At 62.6% G+C, this 23,127-nt stretch carries 19 protein-coding genes; 7 read left to right on the top strand and 12 right to left on the bottom strand.

Annotated features, from left to right (window positions below; genetic code table 11):
• The first annotated feature begins 140 nt into the window (after window positions 1–140).
• From DDE77_RS08440 to fabV, 5 genes are all read left to right on the top strand, one after another.
• On the top strand, window positions 141–914 hold the full coding sequence (locus DDE77_RS08440) for an SDR family NAD(P)-dependent oxidoreductase (RefSeq protein WP_108397027.1): 774 nt from the start codon (window positions 141–143) through the stop codon (window positions 912–914).
• 181 nt (window positions 915–1,095) lie between these two features.
• The gene (locus DDE77_RS08435; protein ID WP_108397026.1) at window positions 1,096–1,989 is read left to right on the top strand and encodes an aromatic ring-hydroxylating oxygenase subunit alpha; all 894 of its coding nucleotides are present in this window, start codon (window positions 1,096–1,098) and stop codon (window positions 1,987–1,989) included.
• 186 nt (window positions 1,990–2,175) lie between these two features.
• On the top strand, window positions 2,176–3,882 hold the full coding sequence (locus tag DDE77_RS08430; protein WP_108397025.1) for a Rieske 2Fe-2S domain-containing protein: 1,707 nt from the start codon (window positions 2,176–2,178) through the stop codon (window positions 3,880–3,882).
• Window positions 3,883–4,018: 136 nt separating this feature from the next.
• On the top strand, window positions 4,019–4,666 hold the full coding sequence (locus DDE77_RS08425; RefSeq protein ID WP_108397024.1) for a glutathione S-transferase family protein: 648 nt from the start codon (window positions 4,019–4,021) through the stop codon (window positions 4,664–4,666).
• A 107-nt stretch (window positions 4,667–4,773) separates the two neighbouring features.
• On the top strand, window positions 4,774–5,943 hold the full coding sequence (fabV, locus tag DDE77_RS08420) for an enoyl-ACP reductase FabV (RefSeq protein WP_108397023.1): 1,170 nt from the start codon (window positions 4,774–4,776) through the stop codon (window positions 5,941–5,943).
• Window positions 5,944–6,055: 112 nt separating this feature from the next.
• On the opposite strand, the gene DDE77_RS08415 is transcribed toward fabV, so the two are convergent.
• Both DDE77_RS08415 and epmA read right to left on the bottom strand, forming a co-directional pair.
• Entirely contained in the window at window positions 6,056–7,162 is a 1,107-nt protein-coding gene (locus DDE77_RS08415) for a lysine-2,3-aminomutase-like protein (protein ID WP_108397022.1), read from the bottom strand.
• A 163-nt stretch (window positions 7,163–7,325) separates the two neighbouring features.
• A complete protein-coding gene (epmA, locus tag DDE77_RS08410; RefSeq protein WP_108397021.1) occupies window positions 7,326–8,381 on the bottom strand; it encodes an EF-P lysine aminoacylase EpmA in 1,056 nt (351 codons plus the stop codon).
• Between the two features lie 129 nt (window positions 8,382–8,510).
• On the opposite strand from epmA, the gene efp reads away from it, so the two are divergent.
• Window positions 8,511–9,080, top strand: coding sequence for an elongation factor P (gene efp / locus DDE77_RS08405; protein ID WP_108397020.1), 570 nt, complete (start codon window positions 8,511–8,513; stop codon window positions 9,078–9,080).
• Window positions 9,081–9,292: 212 nt separating this feature from the next.
• Here efp and DDE77_RS08400 read toward each other — a convergent pair whose 3' ends face one another.
• Window positions 9,293–9,781, bottom strand: coding sequence for a YciE/YciF ferroxidase family protein (locus tag DDE77_RS08400; RefSeq protein WP_108397019.1), 489 nt, complete (start codon window positions 9,779–9,781; stop codon window positions 9,293–9,295).
• Between the two features lie 133 nt (window positions 9,782–9,914).
• Between DDE77_RS08400 and DDE77_RS08395 the strand changes: the two genes are divergently transcribed.
• Window positions 9,915–10,634, top strand: a complete 720-nt coding sequence (locus tag DDE77_RS08395) for a class I SAM-dependent methyltransferase (protein ID WP_108397018.1) — start codon at window positions 9,915–9,917, stop codon at window positions 10,632–10,634.
• Between the two features lie 9 nt (window positions 10,635–10,643).
• Here the strand turns inward: DDE77_RS08395 and DDE77_RS08390 are convergent, their stop codons facing one another.
• From DDE77_RS08390 to DDE77_RS08345, 9 genes are all read right to left on the bottom strand, one after another.
• Window positions 10,644–11,291, bottom strand: coding sequence for a ThuA domain-containing protein (locus DDE77_RS08390; RefSeq protein WP_108397017.1), 648 nt, complete (start codon window positions 11,289–11,291; stop codon window positions 10,644–10,646).
• 183 nt (window positions 11,292–11,474) lie between these two features.
• Window positions 11,475–13,115, bottom strand: coding sequence for an acyltransferase (locus DDE77_RS08385; RefSeq protein ID WP_108397016.1), 1,641 nt, complete (start codon window positions 13,113–13,115; stop codon window positions 11,475–11,477).
• 144 nt (window positions 13,116–13,259) lie between these two features.
• On the bottom strand, window positions 13,260–14,270 hold the full coding sequence (locus DDE77_RS08380) for a hydroxyacid dehydrogenase (RefSeq protein WP_245895152.1): 1,011 nt from the start codon (window positions 14,268–14,270) through the stop codon (window positions 13,260–13,262).
• Window positions 14,267–16,120 (bottom strand): DUF2264 domain-containing protein, encoded by a 1,854-nt coding sequence (locus DDE77_RS08375; RefSeq protein ID WP_108397014.1) that lies wholly within the window; start codon window positions 16,118–16,120, stop codon window positions 14,267–14,269. Before DDE77_RS08375 ends, DDE77_RS08380 begins: the two co-directional genes overlap by 4 nt.
• A 203-nt stretch (window positions 16,121–16,323) precedes the next feature.
• A complete protein-coding gene (locus tag DDE77_RS08370; RefSeq protein ID WP_108397013.1) occupies window positions 16,324–17,364 on the bottom strand; it encodes an ABC transporter ATP-binding protein in 1,041 nt (346 codons plus the stop codon).
• Entirely contained in the window at window positions 17,361–18,380 is a 1,020-nt protein-coding gene (locus DDE77_RS08365; RefSeq protein WP_108397012.1) for an ABC transporter ATP-binding protein, read from the bottom strand. Before DDE77_RS08365 ends, DDE77_RS08370 begins: the two co-directional genes overlap by 4 nt.
• 189 nt (window positions 18,381–18,569) lie before the next feature.
• On the bottom strand, window positions 18,570–19,694 hold the full coding sequence (locus DDE77_RS08355; RefSeq protein ID WP_245895151.1) for an ABC transporter permease: 1,125 nt from the start codon (window positions 19,692–19,694) through the stop codon (window positions 18,570–18,572).
• 15 nt (window positions 19,695–19,709) lie between these two features.
• Window positions 19,710–20,702 carry an ABC transporter permease gene (locus DDE77_RS08350; RefSeq protein WP_108397009.1) on the bottom strand — a complete coding sequence of 331 codons (993 nt, stop codon included), beginning with the start codon at window positions 20,700–20,702 and terminating at the stop codon, window positions 19,710–19,712.
• A gap of 428 nt (window positions 20,703–21,130) precedes the next feature.
• Entirely contained in the window at window positions 21,131–23,059 is a 1,929-nt protein-coding gene (locus DDE77_RS08345; RefSeq protein ID WP_108397008.1) for an ABC transporter substrate-binding protein, read from the bottom strand.
• Between the last annotated feature and the right edge of the window lie 68 nt (window positions 23,060–23,127).

Raw genomic sequence — 23,127 nt, 5'->3', positions numbered from 1 at the left:
ATTCACATGTGACCCAGTTTATCATTTGAATCAAATTCCGTGTCCTATGGGCAACGAATCGTTAACGCCCACCCCGTGTTGACCCCGCTTCAACTGCGGTCCACTTTGCCCTTTCGGTTCTAAACTAGGCGGATATTTCCATGTACCAGCTGCTCGATCCCAGCCGCTTCGTCGTTTTCATCACCGGCGCCACCTCCGGCTTCGGCGCCGCCGCAGCGCGCCGCTATGTGGAGGCCGGCGGCAAGGTGATCGCGACGGGCCGCCGCCATGACAGGCTGGTGGAGCTGCAAAACGGGTTGGGCAAGGCCAACTGCCACATTGCCGAACTCGACATCCGCGACCGCGCGGCTATCGACCGCGTGATTGCCGATCTTCCCAACGAATTCGCCGGCATCAACATCGTCCTCGCCAATGCCGGCCTCGCCCTGGGCCTCCAGCCCGCCGCCGAAACCGACATCACGGATTGGGAAACCATGATCGCCACCAACATCACGGGCCTCGCCTATACGGTGCGTGCCTTGCTCCCGGGCATGATCGCGCGCGGCGGCGGCCATGTGGTGACCCTTGGCTCCGTCGCCGGCGACTACCCCTATCCCGGCGGCTCTGTTTATGGCGCCACCAAAGCCTTCGTGAAGCAGTTCGCCCTCAATCTGCGCTCGGACGTCCAAGGCAAGAACATCCGCGTCACCAATATCGAGCCCGGCCTCACCGAAACCGAATTCTCCCTCGTCCGCTTCAAGGGCGACGAAGCAAAAGCCGCCAAGCCCTACGAAGGCACCAAAGCCATGAACGCTGAGGACATTGCCGAAACCATCATGTGGTCCACGCTCCTGCCCGCCCACGTCAACGTCAACCGCCTCCAGGTGATGGCTACCACCCAAGCCTTCGGCCCCTTCGACATTTATCGCGGTTAGGGTCGCTCCAGACCATTCCACACTCGATGTCACCCCGGGCTCGACCCGGGGCCCATCCTGAGATCTCGAGATGGATCCCGGGTCGAGCCCGGGATGACAAAGCGCAGGTAGGAAGATGCGGCGGACCATGCCACCCAACTTCCCCATTCCCCTCCACGCCCCCAATCGCTATTCTCCCCCCATGACCACACCAGACCCCCTGACCCTCAATTCCTGGCAGGTAATCGCCGCCCTGGACGAGCTCCCCCCGGGCCTCGTCGAGCGCACCATCCTGCTTGACACTCCCCTCGCCATGACGCGCGACAGGGACGGCCTCCCCGTCGTCTGGCGCCGCACCGACGAGGAAACCGGCGACGAGATCGACCCCGAAACCATTTTCGATCGCCTGCCCGTCACCACCGGCTATGGCTTTGTCTGGACCTCCCTGGGCACCCCACCCACCGACCTTTTCCCCATTCCCGAATATGCCGAACCCGACCGCGTCAACATGAGCTGCGGCTCCATCGGCATTCATGTCTCGGCCCCGCGCGCCGTGGAAAACTTCCTCGACATGGGCCACTTCCCCTATGTCCACACCGATATCCTGGGCGCCGAACCGCACACCGAGGTCAAGGAATACGACGTCGAAGTCTCCGAGGAGCGCGACGAAGTCCTCGCGACCCGGTGCCGCTTCTTTCAGCCCCGCGCGGCCCTCTCGGCCACCGACGGCATGGAAGTCGAATATGTCTACCGCGTGCCGCACCCCTATTGCTCGGTGCTCTACAAATCCTCCCCCGAAGCGCCGGAACGCCGCGACGTCATCGCCATATTCCTGCAGCCCGTTTCCGAGGAACGCTGCCGCGCGCATCTCCTCCAGTCCATGATCGACTCCACCTCGACCATCACCGAACTGCGCCGCTTCCAGCAGACCATTTTCGGCCAGGACAAGCCGATCCTCGAAAACCAATACCCCAAGCGCTTGCCCCTCGATCCGCGCTCGGAAACCCCCATCCGCGCCGACAAATCCGCCATCGCCTACCGGAGATGGCTCTCCCAGAAAGGCGTCAATTACGGAGTGATCCCCGTCGCCTCTTGATCAACCGCGGAAGCTTTAGTCGACACCTCCCCCTCTCAGGGGGAGGATCAAGGTGGGGGTCTGTTTAGCCCGGATATTGCGGCTTCCTCCCGGCTAGAGAAAACCACATCCAGTCCCGTACGCCAGGACTGCAGCAAACGACCTCATCCGATCGTGGCGCGATCTACCGAATATTCGGATGAAAGCATGACTCTTTCCCTCACCGATTCCACCTGGTACCCCATAGCCAGCTCCGACGACCTCCCCTTCCGTCACGTCTACCAGGGCCAACTCCTGGGCCGCGAACTCGCCGTCTGGCGCGCCGACGACGGCAACGTCAATGTCTGGGAAAACCGGTGCCTCCACCGCGGCGTGCGCCTCTCTATCGGCATCAACGAAGGCGGCGAGCTCAAATGCCAGTACCATGGCTGGCGCTACGCCAATCGCTCCGCCGGCTGCACCTATATCCCGGCCCACCCTGCCGATGCCCCCGCGCGCCGCATCCAGAACCGCACCTATCCCGTGCGCGAAGCCTTCGGCCTCATTTGGTCGGCCGCCAATGACGATCAACCCTTCCAGCCTTTTCCCGGCGCTGAAACAGGCGAGTGGTTCCCCCTTCGCCCCATCCCGGTCAACGCCGCCCCCGAAGACGTCCTTGCCGGCCTTGTCACCCTCGCGCCCGACGACCAGCCCGCCGATATCCTCCCAGGCCTGGCCGTGCGTCTCGGCGCTGCCCACTATTTCGTCCAGCCCGTCGACAGCAATCGTGCCGTCATCCGTGGTCTCCTCCAGGGCCAACCCGAAGACGCCGTAACCACGCTCCGGAGCTACAACGAAACGCTCACCAAGCTGCGCGATCGTCTCGAGCGCGCCGCCCGCAAGAAGCCCGCACCCGAGCCGCTGCAACCATCCTTCGAGCAGGTCTCGGTCGACCTTGCTACCATGCCCGACATTGCCATTCCGCGCGGCAACACCATCACCGTCGTGGTCAAGCGCAAATGGGCCAGCGCCGATGGCATTATTGGCTTCGAGCTCGCCCCGCGCGAAGGCCATTTGCCCACCTTCCAGCCAGGCGCTCATATCGACGTCCACCTGCCCAACGGCCTGATCCGCCAATATTCCATCACCAATGGCCCCGGCGAACTCCTCAGCTACATCATCGGCGTCAAGGCTGAGAGCGCCGGCAAGGGCGGCAGCAAGATCTTGGTGGAAAGCGTGAGGGAGGGCGACCTCCTCTCTATCTCCGAGCCGCGCAACAACTTCCCCCTGCGCCGCGACGCCGTCCGCACCGTCCTCATCGCCGCCGGCATTGGCATCACCCCGCTCCTGTCCATGGCGCGCTTCCTCGATAAATCGAGCCTGCCCTACGAACTTCACTATTTCACGCGCCTTGGCGAACACATTGCCTTCCGCCCCGAGCTCGAAGCGCTCCACGGCAAGGTCCAATTCCACACGGGCCTCGCCCGGCCCGAAATCGCGCAAACCATCTCCCAGACCTTGGGTGAATGGAGCCACGCCCAGCACGTCTATGTCTGCGGTCCCTCGGCCTTGCTGGAATCCGTGCGCGTCACCGCGGCCACCCAAGGCTGGCCCGAAGAGTCCATCCACTTCGAATATTTCAAGAACGACAAGGTCATCGACGACAGCTCGAGCTTTGAAGTCGAACTCGCCCGTTCCGCCATGACGCTGCAGGTTCCGGCCGGCAAGACCATCCTGGAAGTCATGCGCGAAGCGGGCCTTCAGGTCCCGTCCTCCTGCGAGCAAGGCGCCTGCGGCACCTGCCTCACCGGCGTCATCGAAGGCGAATGCGACCACCAGGACGTTTATCTCAACGACACCGAAAAACGCGCCAACACAGCCATTCTCACCTGTGTGAGCCGCGCAAAATCCGCGCGCCTCGTGCTGGATATCTGATGCGCCATCCCCATCATCCGTTCCATCGTCATCACCCGGCTTGTCCGGGTGATCCATCGCTCAAAGCACGCGGGGCCCTCGTCTGGATTGCCCGGACAAGCCGGGCAATGACGAAAACCCAAGATTTGGTGAGCCAATGATCACCCTCTACGACTTCGAACTCTCCGGCAATTGCTACAAGCTGCGCCTGCTGATGAGCATCCTGCGCCTGCGCTACGACGTCATCCCGGTTGATTTCTTCCCCGGCCGCCAGCACAAATCCGACTGGTTTTTGAAGCTCAACCCCTTCGGCCAGCTTCCCGTTCTCAAGGATGACGACCTCGTCCTCTCCGATTCCGGCGCGATCCTCGCCTACCTCGCCAAGAAGTATGACGAGACCGGCCTCTGGTTCCCCGACGATCCCGCGATCACAGCCGAAATCCTGCGCTGGCATGCAATCGCCGACGACATCACGGCCACCGCTTCCGCCGCCCGCCTGGCCCTCGGCTTCGACTACGACTTCGATGTCCCCAAGGCGCAGGCCGGCGCTCACCGCATCTTCCGCCTCATGGACGAACACCTCTGGTTCGGCGAACGCGAAGGCCGCGACTGGCTCTGCCGCCCTGCGCACCCCACCACCGCCGACATCGCCTGCTTCCCCTATGTGATGCTCTCCGAAGAAGGCGGCATCGGCCGACAGGACTACCCAGCCCTGCGCCGCTGGTGCGATCGCGTCCGCCGCATCCCCGGGTTCACAATCATGTCCGGCATTTTTCCGGCCGGCCGGGCACTGGAACAAGCTTGACCGCAAACCCGATCTGTCTCTTCCCCTTTCAGGGGGAGGTTAGGTGGGGGTAGCCCCGCGCCCGCAATCCGGCTATTGCGGTAAACCAAAACCACCGGAGTGTTCCCATGATCATCGAGCCCAAGATCCGCGGCTTTATCTGCACCACGGCTCATCCCGTCGGCTGCGCCACCAATGTGCAGCGCCAGATCGATCATGTCGTGGTCAAGGGCCCCATCCCCTCGAGCCGCAAGCGCGTTCTCGTCTTGGGCTGCTCCACCGGCTATGGCCTGGCCTCCCGCATCGTCAACACCTTCGGCAGCGATGCCGACACCGTCGGCGTTTCCTTCGAGCGCCCGCCTGCCGAAAACAAGCCTGCTTCCGCCGGCTGGTACAACAACCGCGCCTTTGAAAACCGTGCCAAGGCCGCCGGCCGCAAAGCCGTGACCATTGAAGGCGACGCCTTTTCCGATGCGGTGAAAGCCGAAGCCATCGCGGCCATCAAGGCCAATCTCGGTCAAGTCGACCTGATCGTTTATTCGCTCGCCTCACCCGTCCGCACCGACCCAAAGACCGGCGAAACCTTCCGCTCCGCCATCAAGCCCTATGGCTCTTCGGTCACCAGCAAGACGCTGAACACCACCACCGGCGAAGTCTCCGAAATCTCCGTCGAGCCCGCCACCGAGGAGGAAGCCGCCGCCACCGTCAAGGTCATGGGCGGCGAGGATTGGGAACTCTGGATCGCGGCGCTTGCCGATGCCGGCGTTTTGGCAGACGGTTTCCTCACTCTTAACTATACCTATCTCGGCAGCGAACTGACCTGGCCCATCTACCACAAGGGCACCCTCGGCAAGGCCAAGGGCGATCTCGACCGCGCTGCCGCAGCCATCCGCGCGCGCTTCGGCGATGGTGCTGCCAATGTCGTGGCGCTCAAGGCCGTCGTCACCCAAGCCAGCTCCGCTATTCCCGTCGTGCCGCTCTATGGCACGCTGCTGATCAAGGTCGAAGACGAAATGGGGCTAAGCGAAGGTCCCATCCAACAGATCGACCGCCTCTTCCGCGACAAGCTTCAGGGCACCCCTGCCGTCGACGACGAGAACCGCATCCGCGTCGATGATTGGGAACTGTCCGAACCCATGCAGGCCGAACTCAAGAAGCGCTGGGCCGCCCTCACCACCGAGTCGCTGCCCGCGCTGGCGGACCTTCCCAAATACCGGGCCGAATTCCTCAAACTCTTCGGCTTCGGCCTCGGTGGCGTAGACTATTCGGCCGACGTCGACCCGCAAGTGGTGAACTAAATAACTAACGGACCACAATAGTCCCGCACACCAGATGTCACCCCGGGCTCGACCCGGGGCCTATCTCGAGATTTCTCCGCAGCCGCAAGGTCTCAGTACCAGTTCACACACCTCAGGATGGATCCCGGGTCGAGCCCGGGATGACATCGCGCGTGTTCAGGGCCCGGTGAACACCTGACCCCCTGTATGCGTGCTCCCCACCCTGCCAATCCCGCACGGTGAAACACCCATCTCCGCCCGCAATCTCTGCCGCCCCAATATCCGCTTTCCCATACCCCCCGGGAATATCGAGAATATACCTCGGCTGCGCCAATCCCGAGACGCGCCCGCGTAATCCCGCCACCAGCGCCTGCCCCTCCGCAATGCTCAAGCGAAAATGTCCCGTCCCCGGCGCTAAATCCGGATGGTGCAGATAATACGGCTTGATCCGGTTCTCGACAAAACACCGCAAAAGCGCCGCCAGCGTATCGACATTGTCATTCACCCCCCGCAGCAGCACCGACTGGCTGATCAGCACAATCCCGCCATCCACCAGCCGCGCCACCGCAGCCTTCGCTTCCTCTGAAAACTCCCGCGGATGATTGGAATGCACCGCCAAATAGATCGTCTTGCCACTGGCCTTCAGCGCCCCGATCAGCTCGGCATTCACATGGCTTGGCTCCACCACCGGCACCCGCGTGTGGAACCGCACGATCTTGACATGGCTGATCCCCGCCAGCCGCCCCGTGATCTCCCGCAGCCGCCGCGGTGACAAGACGAGCGGATCGCCCCCCGTCAGGATCACCTCCCAGACCTCCGGATGCGCCGCGATATACGCAATCGCCGCATCCAACTCCGCCGGCGTCAGGGTCCCTAGCCCCTGCGGCCCCACCATTTCCCGCCGGAAGCAGAACCGGCAATAAACCGGGCAAACATGCACCGCCTTGAGCAGCACCCGATCGGGATAGCGGTGGACAATCCCCGTCACGGGCGAATGGCTGAGATCCCCGATCGGGTCCGACATCTCCTCTGGCGTCGTCACCAGCTCATCCACCGTCGGCACAAACTGCCGCGCGATCGGGTCCGCGGGATCATTTGGGTCGATCAGCGCAGCGACAGCCGGCGTGATCCCAACAGCATATTTTGCTGCGACGGCCTCAAGTCCGGCGGCATCTGCAACCAGGCCGGCCTCTGCGAGCCCTGCGAGGGTCCTGATACTGTAAACCCCTTGGTGCTTCATCACCGCACCTCCCCACAACCACCGCGCAGCACCTCCCCCTTGACGGGGGAGGTTGGGAGGGGGTGCTCGGAGCCACGATCTCTATGGGGCAACCGCCCCCCACCCTTGATCCCTCCCCGCGAGGGGGAGGGTGTCGACTGACAAATGGTGCGCAAAGCTTCACTCACCCCGCAACCGGCGCCCAAAGCACCGCCTCGATCCGCGGCGCCCCAGTCGCGAGCATCACCAGCCGATCAAACCCCAGCGCCACCCCGCTCGCCTCCGGCATGATCTCGAGGGCCGCCAAAAAATCCTCATCCACCGGATAGCGCTCGCCATAGATGCGCTCCTTCTCGGCCATCTCAGCCGCAAAGCGCCGCCGCTGCTCCCCCGCATCTGTCAGCTCGCCAAACCCATTGGCCAGCTCCACCCCGCAGGCATAAAGCTCGAACCGCTCCGACACGCGCCGATCATCCGCCGCCCGCCGCGCCAGCGCGGCTTCCGCCGCCGGATAGCGGTCCAGCACCGTGATCCGCCCATTCCCCAAATGCGGCTCCACCTTGTCGGTCAGAACGAGGCTGAAGAGATAACTCCAGCTCCGGTCCTCCGGCACAGCCATCCCCAGCGTCAGCATCTGCCCCGCCAGCGCTTCGCCATTCGTTATACCCTCGCCATCCATCGTCGCCAGCAGATCAATTCCCGCACATCGCCTGAACGCCTCCACAACACTCAGTCGCTCCGGCTCGGCAAATGGATCGCATTCCCGCTCGCGGAACCGCAAAGCCTTGGCCCCTGTCGCTTCTGCCGCCAGTCGCAGCAGTGCAACGCAGTCATCAATCACCGCGTCATAGCCTTCGCCCACCCGATACCATTCCAGCATGGTGAACTCCGGGTGATGCAGCGCGCTCCGCTCCCGGTTGCGCCACACATGCCCCAGGCTCGCAATCCGCAGTTCCCCGGCTGCGAGCAGCTTCTTCATGGTGAATTCGGGCGAAGTATGCAGATACATGGGCTGCCCCACCCCATCATTGCCGATCATGGTGGTGGCAAAGGCATGCAGATGGGTTTCATTGCCCGGCGAGCGCTGCAGCGCCGGCGGGTCCACCATGAGGAAGTCCCGCTCCACCAGATAGCCGCGCACCGCAGCCTCGATCCGCCCACGCGCCACAAGGATGGGCCGGCGATCGGCGTGAACGCTGGGCGTCCACCAAGGAGAGGAGGGGGAAAGATTGGTGCTCATGCGACCTTTATCGTGAGGCAGACTGGCGATTTACCCCGAGATAGGGTAGTTGGCGCAGCGAAAACACTTTTCCAAGCGCCGGACGGCCCTGCCTCTACGCCGCGCTGTTGAAACGAACAAGGAAGAATAATGGTCAAAGTCATCGCCTCCTCGCTGCGCAAGGGGAACGTCGTCGAGCAGGACGGCAATCTCCATGTCATCCTGACGGCTGAAAACGTCCACCCTGGCAAGGGCAATTCCATCACCAACGTCAACATGCGCCGCATTTCGGACGGCGTGAAGGTCGTCGGCCGCTGGCGTACCGTGGAAATGGTCGAAAAGGCCGACGTGGACGATCGCGAATATGACTATCTTTATTCCGACGGCGAAGGGCACCATTTCATGGAGCCCGCCACCTATGAGCAGATCACCGTTTCCGACGAAGTGATCGGCGACCAGAAGGCCTATCTCGTTGATGGCATGAAGGTTCACCTCAAAACCTTCGAAGGCGTTGCCCTGTCGATGGAACTGCCCCAGCGCCTGACCTTCGAGATCGTCGAGACCGAACCCGTGGTCAAGGGCCAGACGGCCTCCTCCTCCTACAAGCCCGCCGTCCTCAACAACGGCCTGCGCGTCATGGTCCCGCCCCACATCGGCACCGGCACCCGTATCGTAATCCTCACCGAAGACAACTCCTACGTCGAGCGTGCAAAGGACTGATCACGAGGCTAGCCCACCCCCGATCGTCACCCTCGGGCTTGACCCGAGGGCTCTACACTTGCCCACCTGCCGCTAAGTGCAGGCCCCTTGGGTCAAGCCCAAGGGTGACGGCAGGTGATGAGCCACAAGCACCTGAAACTTGAAGGATGCTTCAACGAAAAAGGCCGACCGCTCCACGCGATCGGCCTCTTTCATTTAAACCCAGCTAAGGCCTAGGCAGCCTTCTTGTTCGCCTGCGCTTCGGCCAGCTGCGTCAGCTTCTTGTCGGTGGCAATTTCTTCCTGCAGCGTCTGGTCGAGCAGCTTGACGGCATCATTCAGGCCCAGCTGCTGCGCCCAGCTCTTGAGCGTGCCATAGCGGGCAATTTCATAGTGTTCCACAGCCTGCGCGGACGAAGCGAGACCGGCATCAAGCGCATCGGTGCCCTTGTACTCGGTCATGATCTCCTTGCCTTCCTCGACAATGCCAAGAATGGCTTCGCAGGTCTTGCCGCGGGCCGGCTTGCCGATCATCTCGAAAATCTGCTCGAGGCGTTCGACCTGGCCTTCGGTTTCTTCGGCATGCTGCTCAAAGCCTGCCTTGAGTTCGGCTGAGCCGGCAGCTTTCGCCATCTTGGGAAGGGTCTTCAGGATCTGCTTTTCGGCGTAGTAGATGTCCTTGAGCGTATCGAGAAACAAGTCGTTCAGGGTCTTCTCAGCCATTTCATCGTCTCCAGTGGAAGTATTGTCTGCCCCTTCAACGGGACTCCTTGCTTAGAGTTCCGGCCGAAATGATCTCGTCTGGTGTTCGGATCGAACTGTGCATAGGTTGGGCGCAAACCGCGATTGATCTTGCATGACCGCATCCCTCTACCCCACCGATTTCTATCAAAATCGCCGCGCACACACCGCGCATGCCGCCCGGCGTATTCTCGACGCCCTGCCACAAGACCTGCCGCGCGCCAGCGTCGCTGATATCGGCTGCGGCACGGGCACCTGGCTTGCCGCAGCCCTCGCCACCGGCAGCCAAACGGCCTTTGGAATGGAGGGCGGTTGGGTCACTCCAGCCATGCTGGACAACCAGCGCATCCAATTCACCGCGCACGATCTGGAACAAGCTTTCACAGCCCCTCCCGTCGACCTCGCCATGTCCCTTGAAGTCGCCGAGCACCTCTCCCCGGAACGCGCGTCCAGCTTCGTTGCCGATCTTGTGAGGCTAGCCCCTGCTATCCTGTTCAGCGCCGCCATTCCTGGCCAGGGCGGCATCGGCCATCGCAACGAACAATGGCAAAGCTTCTGGGCCCGCCTCTTTGCCGGGCATGGCTACACCGCTCACGACATCATCCGCCCCCGGATCTGGACCGACGAAGCTATCCCCTCCTGGTACCGGCAGAACACTGTTCTTTACCTGGACACCTCGACCCTTTCGCGCCTGAACCTGGTGCCCACCGATCCCAGCCTGCTCGATTGTGTCCATCCCAGCTTTTGGGAACGAGCCAATCGTGAACTACGCTACGCCAATGCCCTTCCCGAATCCGAAGTGCTGCGAATCCAGGCACAACAGGCCCAGCAATAGCCCCCCATTTCAGCGCGCGGCCCAGAGCAGCCCGCGCCGCAATATCTCGCGCACCGGCCCACCCGCCAGCTCGTCCGCCGTATGCCCGAGTGAAGAATAAAACACCCGCCCCTGGTCATGCATCGTTGTGAACACCACCGGCATCACCACGTCCTTGCGCCAGGGGTGGAACTCGCCCGAGAAGGTCGTCGTTGCCAACACCTCAACCGCCGGATCATAGTTGAGGTAATACTGCTCTGATGTGTGCTCGAAACTTTCGATCCCTCTAGTGATCGGGTGCTCGCTGTCGCGCACATCCACGCGGTAGGTAAGGATATTGCCGGGGTGCTGCACCCAATAGCAGCTCGCCATATAACGAAACGGCACGCTCGCCCGAAAACTCGTCGCCAGCCCCATATGGTACCCGGCCAGCCCCGTCCCCGCCCGCACCGCCGCCACCAGATTGTTCATCTTTTCCGGCGCCAATTGCCCATCGGTGATCACCGGCACCACAAGGTCATTGCTGCCGACATCCTCGGCCCCAAGCGCGTCGTAGTCGGGCGTCACTTGAACGGCAAAACCCTCCGCCTCCAACAACTCCCGCACCACCCGCGCCCCCCGCTCGGGCGTATGCAATTCCATCCCGCCCCAAACCACGAGGGCTTTTTTGCGTGTCATGCTCGGCTCTCCCTATTGTCGCGAGCGGTCTATCAGCACCGGAACATGGATCACCCGGACAAGCAGGGTGATGCGGCGTAGCGGGCAACGGGGTCAATCCGCTGTTTGCCGCCTCGCATTTCGTCCCATCGTCATTGCCCGGCCTGTCCGGGCAATCCACTCTTCCCGAGCACCAGACCTGCCTTATAGCCCCAACCCCACCGCCTGCGTCCGGTGCACCCCCTTGGGCACGAACGAAAACTCCCCTGCAATTCCCAACAGCTCCGCCGCCAGATGCACCACGGAGAGCCACATCTCCGTGCCCTGAAGGCTCGGCGCCTGCCCATCGGCAAAGGCAAAGCCCTGCCCGCTCACCCAGCGCTCCCCGGCGCGCCCGATCACTGCGCGCGCAACCGCCTCCGCCTCCGCCCGCCGATGATCGGTCTGCCCCAGGCACAGCAGCAGCGGATGAATCGTGTCCAGCAGATTACACGCCGTATAGGTCGCCCCCGAAAACCCGCCGTAATTGCGGTGATTGAGCAGCACACTATCGATCGCCCGCTCGGGATTGGGCACCGGTACCCCAAACTGCGCATAAGTCCCCCGCGTCAGCCGGTAAAACCCGTTCACCGGCTGCAGCAAGCCCTCCGCCGCCGTTGGCGATCCCCAAAGCCCAGTCCCACGATCCTGCCGCAGCGCCAGCCAGCCAAACAGCGTTTCCCGTGCCCGCCCGCTCGAATGGCAGCGCGCATTGAAATAAAGCGCCGTCCCGATGGCATCCACCGCCGCGCCTGCTCCCCAGGCCCGCTCCCGCCAGCTTAGCCCCTCCAGCCATTGGCACAGCGCCGGCGCATCGAGCTCCACCGCCGCAACGGGATAGAGCGGCTTGCCCCCCAGCACCTCGATGGCATAGCCAACCGAAAGCACATTATAAAGCGCCAAACCATTGTCGCGCACCGCCTGCCCCGGCGCAGGCGGCTGATGGGGGTCGGGGAACAACCCCGTTTCAGGATCCTGCAGCGCCTGCAATTGCGCCAAAGTCGTCTGGACATCGAGCCCTTCGGGCAGGCTGTCGAACCCGGCCGTCAGCTCGATCGCATCATTAAGATGCCGCGCGCTGCGCCGCACCTGCCCATCCGCTTCGCGCGAAACAAATGCGCCATTCTCGCGGTAACACGCCAGCACCTCGGGCAGCTGCGTCTTGGCCGCGCTCCCGAGCTTGCCCAGCGCGCTCACCGCATCGGCCTTGGCCCCGCGCCCCCGAAAGCGAACCACCCTAGCCGGCACACCGCCCACAATGGCGAGCGGCGGCACATCCTTGCTGACCACAGCCCCCGCCGCAATCACCGCCCCGCGTCCTACCCGAACGCCATCGAGCACCACGGCGTTGGCCCCGATCCACACATCGTCCTCGATAATGATCCCAAGGCTCTCGTGCTTTTGCGTATGAATGGGCACATGGGGATCATCGAACCCGTGGTTGAACCCCACGATCGACACATGGCTCGCGATCCGCACCCCATCGCCGCACCGCACCTTGCCCGAAATCATGGCATAGGGATTAACCGTGCAATGCGCTCCAAACTCCACATCCCCCCGCACCAGCGCATGCCCGGCAATCCAGGAATGCTCGCCCAGGACGAGATGGGTGGTAAACACCGCCGCCTCTGCCGCCACATAGGCAGTCGGGGCAAAGCTCGCCCCCGCCACTTCAGCCAAACGCGCCTGTCGTGCCCTGTGCTCCGGCGCCTCGATATCCGCGGGCGTCCGGTCCCAGGTCAGAAACTGAAGCCGTTGTTCGTGCCGAAGATCTTCCGCCGTCCGATAACTATCCACTGACCTCATCCCAAACACGGAACGCACCCTCCCCCTTGCGGGGAGGGAAGCGAGATAGGACTTAGCCCTCCGCTAAGTCCGTCATCGAGCAGGGTGGGGGTATAGGAGCCCCGATATCGTGCCTTCACGCCCAACCTTCCTTATGCACCAACCCTAAGCCAACCGCTCCAACAACGCCGGCTCCACCTCGAACTCCAGCGCCTGCCCACGGACAAATCGCTCCACTTCCGTCACCGCCATCTCCCCTAGCCGCAACCGCTCCATGCCCACGGCACCGGCCACATGCGGGGTCAAAAACACATTGGGCAGCGAATAAAACGGCGACCCCGCCACGGGGATTTCCGGATCGGTCACATCGATCACCGCATGGATGCGCCCGCTCTGGAGTTCAGCCAGAAGCGCCGCCTCATCCACCAGCGCCCCCCGCGCCGTATTGATGAAACTGGCACCGTCCCGCATCAACCCCAGTTCCCGCGCCCCGATCATATGCCGTGTCGACGGTAGGGATGGCGCATGCAGCGACACCACATCGGAGCGCCCGAGCAGATCGTCGAGATCCACCAGCTCGCAATGATCCAGCACCGGATCGTTGGGATAAACAAAGGGATCGCTCAGCAGCACGGTGTAGTCGAGCGCTTGGAGCAGTTTGGCGACCTTGCGACCGATCCGCGAGGCACCAATCAGCCCCACCACCCGCCGATAATTGCCGATCGGCTCGTTCATCAAGGCATAGGCGCTGCGCCGCTGCGGATCCGCGCGATAGCGGTCACGCAGCTCGAACACCCGCTTGTTGGCAAAGATGATCGACGCCAGCGTGAACTCTGCCACCGGCACGGCATTGGCATCAGCCGCATGGGTTACGCGAATGCCCCGCTGGTACACCGCATCGTCTAGCGTGTATTTCACCGTCCCTGCGGCATGGGCAATCAGCTTTAGCCGAGGCGCCGCACGCAGCACCTCGGCATTGACCGTTGGACAGCCCCATCCCGTCACCAGAATGTCGGCCTCGCCCAACACAGCCCTCGCCCCGGCGCTCGAAAACTCCTCGAGCGGCGCTGCCTGCAACACCTCGCAACATTGCTCGAGCCGCCCCAAAGCCGCGGCATCGAACACGAACTTGGTTTTGTCTGCCGCCATTGCAAAGGCGAGTTTTGGTCGCATCAGAACCGCTCCGGCACCAGAATGGCGCTGACATCGACACCCCTACGGGCAAACAGCTGCTCAAGCTCGCCCAAATCCGGCGCCTGCGGCACCCGACCCAATGCAGCCTCGGCAGCCTCGCCGGCCGGCAGCGCCATGGCCGCCGTCACCAGCACGCTTGTTCCCGCCGCGATATCGCCGCGCAATTGCGGCACCAGCGTCTTGGCCACGACGAGATTGGTGTTGGGAAAGGGCCTGTGCGCCCGCCCGCTCCGCTGCCCGGAAAGATCGACGATAGCACTCAAATCCGTCCGGCTCCGGGCCACCGCCCGCCCGGCTTCTTCCAGCACTTGGTCGGCATTCAGATCCGCCCGTCCGATGGCAAATCCACCTTCTGTGCCATGCAAGGCGCGCGGCGTCGTGATCCGGTGCACGCGAATATGCCAGGGATTGGCCGGCAGGAGCCAGGTTTCCACCTCCACATCGCTCCAGGGCTTCCAGCGCGAATAAAGATTGTCACCGGCAATCTGCGCCGCCTCGTTGGCCTCCCGCACCCGGTAGTGCCTTCCATCGTCCGATAGCGCGAGCGCGCCATCGAACACGCCCATTGGGTAGGCGCGCTCGTCCACCTCGACGGAAAAGCCATAGCGCGAGGCATAAACGAACTTGGCGTATTTCTCCGTGCCCGCCCGCATCTGCCAGTTCTGCTGCCCGCTCGAGAGCGCCACCACATTGCCCGGCGTATGCATCATCACCATGCCCGGATGCTTGAGCGGCACCGGCGCCTCGTCCGTCACCGCCTCGGTCTCCTCTGCCGTCCAGAACGGATGATCCTCGGGCAATGCCAGCGGCAAAAAGGCCTTGAGCGCCCAATAGGGTGAGCCTGCCGAATTATAGCTCTCGCTCATGAAGAGGTTGGGATAGCCATAGCCGATCGATAAAATGCCATCCCTGTTGGCGATCGGCTTTTCCGCCCACCAGCGCAGATGGCGCATGAACTGCCCCTTGATCTCGCCCCAGGGCAGCGCCTCCACATCGGCAAAGGCCAGCGCCCCCCAGATGCCGCCACAGGCAAACCGGTAGGTCAGGCTCCGCCCAAAGGCCAGTGTGCCGCCCTCGTCATCGAACCAGTGCCGAATGTCCTTGGCAAAAAGCTCCGCCCGCTCCTTGTAGGCTTGGACGCGCTTCTCATCGCCCCGCGCCAGCTTGGCGTAGATCAGCCCATAGAAGTGCATGGCAAAGGGAATGTAATGGTCGATCCGCCGGATATTGCCGTCGCGGTACCACCCGTCACCCAGATAAAACCCGTCCAGCTCCTCGAGGTATTTTTCCGTCAGCGAGCGGTCGAATTCGACGCCACATTCCTCCAACCCCAGATCCACCAGCACACGGAAGAACTTCCAATTGTTGTCGGCATAATCGAACTGCCGCGCATGCTTCAGGTAAGCCGCCAGGTTATCCTTCGCCTTTTGCTCCAGCGGCTCCCAAACCAGATGCGGCAGGAGCCGCATGGTGAACCCGATCGCCGCCAGCTCCACCATGCGCTGGTCGGTCGAGTTCACCTCTCCCCAATACTCTGGATGCTCGGGATCCGTCCCGTTCGCCAACCCCCGCCGGTATAGTTCCCAATGATCGAACTCAGCGCCACCCGCCGCTAGCGGCGTCAGCCCCCAGAGCGGCCGCGCAAACCCCTCCAGATCAGCCGCCGCCCGATCAAAATGCGCCGCCGCCCCATCGAGCCGCACCCGCGCCCCGCCTTTGGAAAAATAGGGCAGCAGGGGCTGGAAAAGGTCACGCAGCGCCTTCTCCACATCAGCCCGCGTCCTCAGCGGATTGCCATGCAGCGGATTGGCGGAAACGGGATCATAGGTCATTTATTACTGTTCCTAACGGAGTGTTCGGTTCTGCATCCGTTGTGCCGCAAGCACCGGACGGCACCTCCCCCTCGACGGGGGAGGTTGGGAGGGGGTGTCGGAAGCCCCGATATCTGGGCTCCCACCTCCACCCTTGATCCCTCCCCGCAAGGGGGAGGGTGTCGACTGCAGGTAATCGGGCATGCGAAGCGAAAAGTGCAGCATCACGCTTCATGCAGCACCTTGACGGGCCCATCCTCATAAGCCCCCTTTAATTCGAGCTCCTCGGCGAAAAGGCACGCCGCCTCCTGCGCCGTCCCGTTTACCCGCCGCAGCGCCGGCTTCTCCGCCCGGCACACATCCTGCGCATAGCGACACCGTGTATGAAACGGGCACCCCTGGGGGCGATTGCCCAGATACGGGATCTCCCCGCGCACCTCAGCCTTGCGGCCCTTGCGCCGCAGCGGGTCGGCAATGGGCAGCGCCTCAAGCAGCAGCTCGGTGTAGGGGTGGCGCGGCCGTTCAAACAGCATCTCGGTGGGCGCATTTTCCACCACATGCCCGAGATACATCACCACCACCCGGTCAGCGATGTAGTTCACCACTCCCAGATCGTGGCTGATGAAGATATAGGTCAGCCCGAATTCGCTCTTGAGGTCTTCCAGCAGGTTCAGCACCTGCGCCTGAATGGAAACATCGAGCGCCGACACCGCCTCGTCCGCGATCACGAGCTTTGGGTCGAGTACCAGCGCCCGCGCAATGCCGATGCGCTGCCGCTGCCCGCCTGAAAAGGCATGCGGATAGCGCCCCACGGCTTCTGCCGGAATGCCCACCTTGGCGAGCGTTCCGATCACCCTGTCTTCCAGCTCCCGCCCCTTGCAGATCTTGTGGATGCGCAAGGGCTCGGCCACAATGTCGAACACTCGCATATTGGGGTTGAGCGAGCTCATCGGGTCCTGGAAGATCATGCGGATGTCTTGTCGCCAGGGCTTGATCTGCCGCTTGTTGAGCGCTGATAGCTCCACTTCGCCGCCAGCCTTGGGGCGGTAAACCACCTTGCCCGCCGAGGCCGGCTGCGCCTGGATGATGCAGCGCCCCAGCGTTGTCTTGCCACACCCGCTCTCGCCCACAATGGCCAGCGTTTCCCCGGCTTCCACCGTGAGGTTGATGTCGGTCAGCGCATCCAGCCGCCGCTCGGCGCCGAACAGGCCCCCGCTCAGCGTATAATGCTTGGAGAGGTTCTCCACACTCAGCAGCGTGCTCATGCCGGCTCCTCCACGGGAACGCGCGTCAGCAGATGACACCGCGCATGGTGCCCATTCCCCAAATCGGTCCGCGCTGGCCGGATCGTCGGGCATGGCTCAAAGGCATGCGGACAGCGGCTGGTAAAGGCGCAGCCTTCCGGCCGGTCCTTGGGTGCCGGCACCGTCCCCTTGATCGGCGACAGCCGCACCCGATCGGCCTTCCGCGCCATCTTGGGAATGGAGCTCATAAGCGCCTGCGTATAGGGGTGCTTGGGAGCGGCAAAAACGTCGAACACGCTCCCCTGCTCCACCACATCGCCCAGATACATCACCGCGACTTCATCAGCGATCTCGGCCACCACGCCCAGATCATGGGTGATAAACAACATCGCCATGCCGAAGTCGGCCTGCAACTGGCGCAGCAGATCCAGGATCTGCGCCTGCGTCGTCACATCCAGCGCCGTCGTCGGCTCGTCGGCAATCAACACCTGCGGCTTGCAGGCGAGCGCCATGGCGATCATCGCGCGCTGCCGCAACCCGCCCGAGAGCTCGAAGGGATAGGCATTGGCCCGGTCCCGCGCGCCAGGAATACCCACCTGGTCCAAGAGCGCGACGGTCCGCTCCCGCGCCTGCTTAGGCTTGAGCCCCTCGTGGATGATCATCATCTCGTCGATCTGGTCGCCGATGGTATGAACGGGCGAGAGCGAACTCATCGGCTCCTGGAAGATCATCGAAATCTGGTTGCCACGGATGGCGCGTAGCGGCAGGCTGTCCTGCTTAAGCTCAGCAATGTCGACCGGCGCCTCGCCCTTGGGCTCAAAGGTAATGGACCCACGCTGGATCAGCGCATTCTTGTCCAGCAAGCGCAGCACGGCCCGCGCCGTCACCGACTTGCCGCACCCGCTCTCCCCCACCAGCGCCAGCGTCTTACCCGGCGTCAGCGTCAGCTCCACCTGCCGCACGGCCTCGATATCGGCCTCATCGGGCGAGGAAAACACGATCGACATATCGGCAATAGAAAGGATTGGTTTGGTCATTGTGGACCTCCACGGCTTGTGGATGTGGCGGGAAGGACCCCCACCCTGGCCCTCCCCGCAAGGGGGAGGGTAAGATCGCGTGCTGGGCAAATCCTTGCCACATGCACCGCGCCCACCTCCCCCCTTGCGGGGGAGGCCAGGAGGGGGGTGATCTCCCCGCACGCAAAAATCGGTAAGTTCACCATCACCTCACCGCCCATGCGGATCGGCCGCATCGCGCAGCCCATCGCCAAAGAAGTTCATCGACAGGATGATGATCACCACGCACACGCCCGGCGCCAGCAACCACGGCGCACTCGCAAGCGTGCGGATATTCTGCGCATCCTGCAAAAGCGTCCCCCAGCTCACGATCGGCGCCTGCAAGCCCAGCCCCAGGAAACTCAGCGCGGTCTCGGCTAAAATCATGCCCGGAATGGCCAGGGTCGCCGCCGCAATGATGTGGCTCATGAAGCTCGGCACCATGTGCCGCGTGATGATGCGCCAGTCGCTCGCGCCATCGAGTTGCGCTGCCGTCACGAAATCCTCGGTGCGAAGGCTCAAAAACCGCCCGCGCACCACGCGCGCCAGTTCCGTCCACCCGATGAGCGAGAGGATAATGGTGATGGCAAAGTATGTCTGCAGCGCCGTCCAGTCCTTGGGCATGGCCGCCGCCAGCCCCAGCCAGAGCGGAATGGTGGGCATGGAACGGATGAACTCGATCACGCGCATCACCGCGCTATCGAACCAACCGCCATAATAGCCGGCAAAGCCACCGATAATGATCCCGAAAAAGAGGCTCAGCGTCACCCCGGCTAACCCAATGGAAAGCGAAATGCGCGTGCCATGGATCAGCCGGCTGAGGAGATCCCGTCCCAGCCGGTCTGCGCCCAGGATATAGAACGGCGCACGCGCCTCGCTCACGCCCATGAGCTTGACGGACATAGGTATGAACCCGGCCAGCAGATAGGGATCGCTCGGCGCAAAGAACTGGACCGGAATTTCGATCTCGGGGTCCACCACGAAGATACGCCGCATCGCCTGACGATCCACTTCGGTGGAATAGCCATTCACATGCGGAAAGAACCGCCACCCGCCATTCTCGTCGGTTGAAAACAGCTGCAGCCCCTGCGGCGGCGCGTAGGTGTAGCGCGCGCTATAGGCTCCCGGATCGTGCGGTGCGAGAAACTCGGCAAGGATCGCGACGAGGTAAAACAGCGCCACGATCCACAGGCTCACCAGCGCCAGCTTGTGCCGCTTGAACCGGCGCCACATCAGCGCTGTCTGGCTCTCGCGACGGGCGCGTGTGGTCGGCGCGGCAACGGGAATGTCGGTCATGGTTTCCACCGCCATCTACTTGCTCCCATAGCGAATACGCGGATCGATCCAGGCCAGCAGCAGGTCTGAAATCAGCGTGCCGATCACCGTCAGCATGCCCAGGAGCATGATGATCGCTCCGGCCAGGAACATGTCCTGCGAGGTCAGCGAGCGCAGCAGCAGCGGCCCGGCTGTGGGCAGGTTTAGCACCACCGAAACGATCACCGAGCTCGACACCAGCGCCGGCAGCAACCAGCCGATGGTGGACACCAACGGATTGAGCGCTACGCGGACCGGATATTTCATAATGGTGCGAAATTCGCTCAGGCCCTTGGCCCGCGCAGTGGTCACATAGGGCTTCTTGAGTTCATCCAGCAGATTGGCGCGTAGGATGCGGATCAGCTCGGCCGTCCCTGCTAGCGACAGCACCAGGATCGGCGCCCAGGCATGGCTCAAAAAGTCCCACACCCGCGCCGGGCTCCAGCGGGCATTCTCCATCCCTGGCGAAAACAGCCCGCCAATGGTTTCCCCGAACCAGATGAAAGAAAGATACATCAGGATCAGCGCAAAAAAGAAGTTTGGGATGGCGAGCCCGATGAAGCCGCCAATGGTGGCGAGGTAATCGCCCAGCGAATATTTCCGAACTGCCGCATAGATGCCGATGGGCAGCGCCACCAGCCACATCACGATCACAGCCAGCCCTTCAACGAGGATGGAATTGCCCAGGCGCCCCCAGATCAGCGTCGTGACCGGCGCCTTCCATTCAAAGCTCTGCCCGAAATCACCACGAAGCACGATGCCGGAAATCCACTTCCAGTACTGGACGAAATAGGATTCCCCGAACCCATATTGCCGCCGCAGCGCCTCGATGGTTGCCGGGTCCACCCGGTCCCCATTGGCGGCAAGCGTTGCGATATAGGTCGTGAGGTAATCGCCCGGCGGCAGCTGGATAATGGCAAAGGCCACAAAGCTCACCGCCCAAAGGGTCAGAACCATTGCGATCAATCGTTTGCCAATGAACCCAAGCATGGGCGTCTCCTGCGATTTTTTGTTCTGGCGGCGGCGAAACTTGTCGTTCCCACTGGCGCGGCTCCTGCCACGGTGTCATCCCGGCGGAAGCCGGGATCCATCCTGAGGTTTCACCCAGGCCCCCATCGCCCTAGCCAAGTTCAACGACCTTGCGGCGCTGGCCATATCTCGAGATGGTTCCCGGCTTCCGCCGGGATGACATCGAGATTAACCAGCCTCTTCTTCCGTCGTCATTGCCGGGCTTGTCCCGGCAATCCAGCGATGCTCCAGCATCCCCTGGACCACCCGGACGAGCCGGGCGGTAACGGTGTAGAAAGATGCGGGGCTGATGAGGCTTCTTCTGTTCCAGCCTCTTTGTCCCCCCACAATCAACTGGTCTCCCCTTCCCCTCGCAGCCGGAGAGAGCCGCGAGGGGCGGGAGGGATCCGTTACTCGGCGGCGAAATACCACTGGAACGGATCATAGGGTGCCGGGGTCGGGAACAGATAGGCGTGGAGCATCGGCTCGGCGATGTTGCGCATATTGTTCTTGGCGATGAAGTAGCCATTGCCCGGCAAGCTCACCCCGATCACCGGGAAGTTTTCCTTGGCCAGCTGCAGGATCTGCTTCATCAGCTCGTCGCGCTTGGCCGGATCGCCTTCCTGGCGGATCTGGTTGAGCAGATCCATCTGCTGCTTGGCCCAGTCGGCTGGCTCTTCGGCAATCTCGGGGCGCGAGCCGTTGAACCATTGTGCCCAGCGATAGGCCCAGACTGATTCATCGCCCGAAGCCATGTAGTAGCGAGGCTCCTGGATCACATCGAGGCCACCATCGCCCTGCCAGATCTGCGCATCGTAATCGCCCAGCGGACGCTTGTCGTAGTAGAGTGTGCGGTCGATGTTGTTGAGCTCGACGTCGATGCCGCCGGCCTCCAGCTGCAGCTGGATCAGCTCCATCATATCGGTCCATTCGGTGCGGAAGGCCGCAATGGTGTCGATGGTGATCTGAAGCGGCGAGCCGTCCGGCATGGTGTAGAAACCATCGCCGTTCTTTTCGCCCAGGCCCGCAGCCTCGAACGCCGCAGCGGCGGCTTCGGGGTCGAACTCGGTATATTGCTTGGCCATTTCCTCGTCATAGAACGGAGATTCGGGCCGTGGCGCTGCCTGGAAGGGTTCACCGTCGCCGGTAAACACCACGTCGATGATCTCCTGCCGGTCCAGCAGATGGCTGATGCCGATGCGAAAATCCTTGTTGGAGAACAGCTCGCGCCGCGTGGGATCAACATGGTTCATGTTGAACTGGATCGTCATCGTGTTCATGCTGGAAGGGATATTGGCACCCAGCCGGTAGTCGCCCGCTTCCTGCCCGTCAAAGAACAGCGGCTGGTTGGCGACGGTCGCGATATGGCGGTCCTGGAAATCGATCTCGCCATTGAGCGCCATCAGTGTCAGCTCTTCGAGCGAGTCCGACACGCGCATGTCGAGCCGATCGATATAGGGCAGCTGGTTTCCTTCGGTATCGACCTTCCAATAATAGGGATTGCGCACAAAGGTCGCGCGGGAGGCATCGCCCGTTAACGGCTGCTCGATCATCCAGGCATTCATGAACGGCAGGTCTGGATTGGCCCAGCGAATGGTTTCCGTTGCCCAGGAGCAGCGGTTCGCCATGTGCAATTCCCAGGTCTCAAACCCTGCCGCCTTTGCTTCTTCGGCGGCGTTCGGATTGGTTCCTGGATAAAACTGGCCGCAATAATCCTTGGAGAGCGACACCACGGTCAGCCCGTTGATCGAGGCCAGCTCATCCATGATGATGCCGTTGGGATGCTCGAACACGAAGCTGAAGGTCGTCTCATCGACCACTTCCACGTTCACCGGATTGTTGGGGTTTTTGATAAACGTGCCGACGCCATAGCCGGGCTCTTTCATCAACTGCACCGCAAACTCGATGTCAGCCGAAGTAAACGGCGTGCCATTGTTCCACTTCAGCCCCTCGCGCAGCTTGAAAGTATATGTGCGCGCGTCCTCGCTGACTTCCCAGCTTTCCGCCAGATTGGGGATGATTTCCTTCCATTCGCGGTCGTAACGCACCAGGCCATCATAGGCGACGGTGCGGCCGATCCAGGCATTGTCGAGCCCGCCCCGCAGCGCCGAGCGCCAGGTGCCGCCATAAACACCAACGCTTTCCACCGGCTCCACCACCAGCGGATTGGCCGGCAGGCGCTCTTCGAGTGGCGGCAATTCACCGCTCGCCACCATTTCGTCCAGCATAGGCGCCTGCTGCTGCGCCAGTGCTGCGCCGCTCAACATCAGCAAGGCGGCCAGACTTGTTGTTATGGCTAGGCCGGCACGATGGCGCCGCCCGGATCGGGTGTTCATCATGGATTTCTCTCCCTCGATGGCCGTCTGTTGTCCGGCCGGCGCCTTGTGACGCGTAACGAAAGCTAGGG

Source organism: Devosia submarina (assembly GCF_003056345.1).
In the GTDB taxonomy this organism is placed as follows: Bacteria; Pseudomonadota; Alphaproteobacteria; order Rhizobiales; family Devosiaceae; genus Devosia; species Devosia submarina.
The sequence above is the reverse complement of the archived record's forward strand: the minus strand, read 5'-3'. Positions and strand labels throughout refer to the sequence as shown.

Coding starts and splice junctions, on each gene's coding strand:
- DDE77_RS08345 (WP_108397008.1), bottom strand. CDS start 23,059: ATGATGAACACCCGATCCGGGCGGCGCCATCGTGCCGGCCTAGCCATA.
- DDE77_RS08370 (WP_108397013.1), bottom strand. CDS start 17,364: ATGAGCACGCTGCTGAGTGTGGAGAACCTCTCCAAGCATTATACGCTG.
- DDE77_RS08390 (WP_108397017.1), bottom strand. CDS start 11,291: ATGACACGCAAAAAAGCCCTCGTGGTTTGGGGCGGGATGGAATTGCAT.
- DDE77_RS08385 (WP_108397016.1), bottom strand. CDS start 13,115: ATGAGGTCAGTGGATAGTTATCGGACGGCGGAAGATCTTCGGCACGAA.
- epmA (WP_108397021.1), bottom strand. CDS start 8,381: ATGAGCACCAATCTTTCCCCCTCCTCTCCTTGGTGGACGCCCAGCGTT.
- DDE77_RS08400 (WP_108397019.1), bottom strand. CDS start 9,781: ATGGCTGAGAAGACCCTGAACGACTTGTTTCTCGATACGCTCAAGGAC.
- DDE77_RS08430 (WP_108397025.1), top strand. CDS start 2,176: ATGACTCTTTCCCTCACCGATTCCACCTGGTACCCCATAGCCAGCTCC.
- DDE77_RS08375 (WP_108397014.1), bottom strand. CDS start 16,120: ATGACCTATGATCCCGTTTCCGCCAATCCGCTGCATGGCAATCCGCTG.
- DDE77_RS08350 (WP_108397009.1), bottom strand. CDS start 20,702: ATGCTTGGGTTCATTGGCAAACGATTGATCGCAATGGTTCTGACCCTT.
- DDE77_RS08435 (WP_108397026.1), top strand. CDS start 1,096: ATGACCACACCAGACCCCCTGACCCTCAATTCCTGGCAGGTAATCGCC.
- DDE77_RS08355 (WP_245895151.1), bottom strand. CDS start 19,694: ATGACCGACATTCCCGTTGCCGCGCCGACCACACGCGCCCGTCGCGAG.
- DDE77_RS08365 (WP_108397012.1), bottom strand. CDS start 18,380: ATGACCAAACCAATCCTTTCTATTGCCGATATGTCGATCGTGTTTTCC.
- fabV (WP_108397023.1), top strand. CDS start 4,774: ATGATCATCGAGCCCAAGATCCGCGGCTTTATCTGCACCACGGCTCAT.
- DDE77_RS08395 (WP_108397018.1), top strand. CDS start 9,915: ATGACCGCATCCCTCTACCCCACCGATTTCTATCAAAATCGCCGCGCA.
- DDE77_RS08440 (WP_108397027.1), top strand. CDS start 141: ATGTACCAGCTGCTCGATCCCAGCCGCTTCGTCGTTTTCATCACCGGC.
- DDE77_RS08425 (WP_108397024.1), top strand. CDS start 4,019: ATGATCACCCTCTACGACTTCGAACTCTCCGGCAATTGCTACAAGCTG.
- efp (WP_108397020.1), top strand. CDS start 8,511: ATGGTCAAAGTCATCGCCTCCTCGCTGCGCAAGGGGAACGTCGTCGAG.
- DDE77_RS08415 (WP_108397022.1), bottom strand. CDS start 7,162: ATGAAGCACCAAGGGGTTTACAGTATCAGGACCCTCGCAGGGCTCGCA.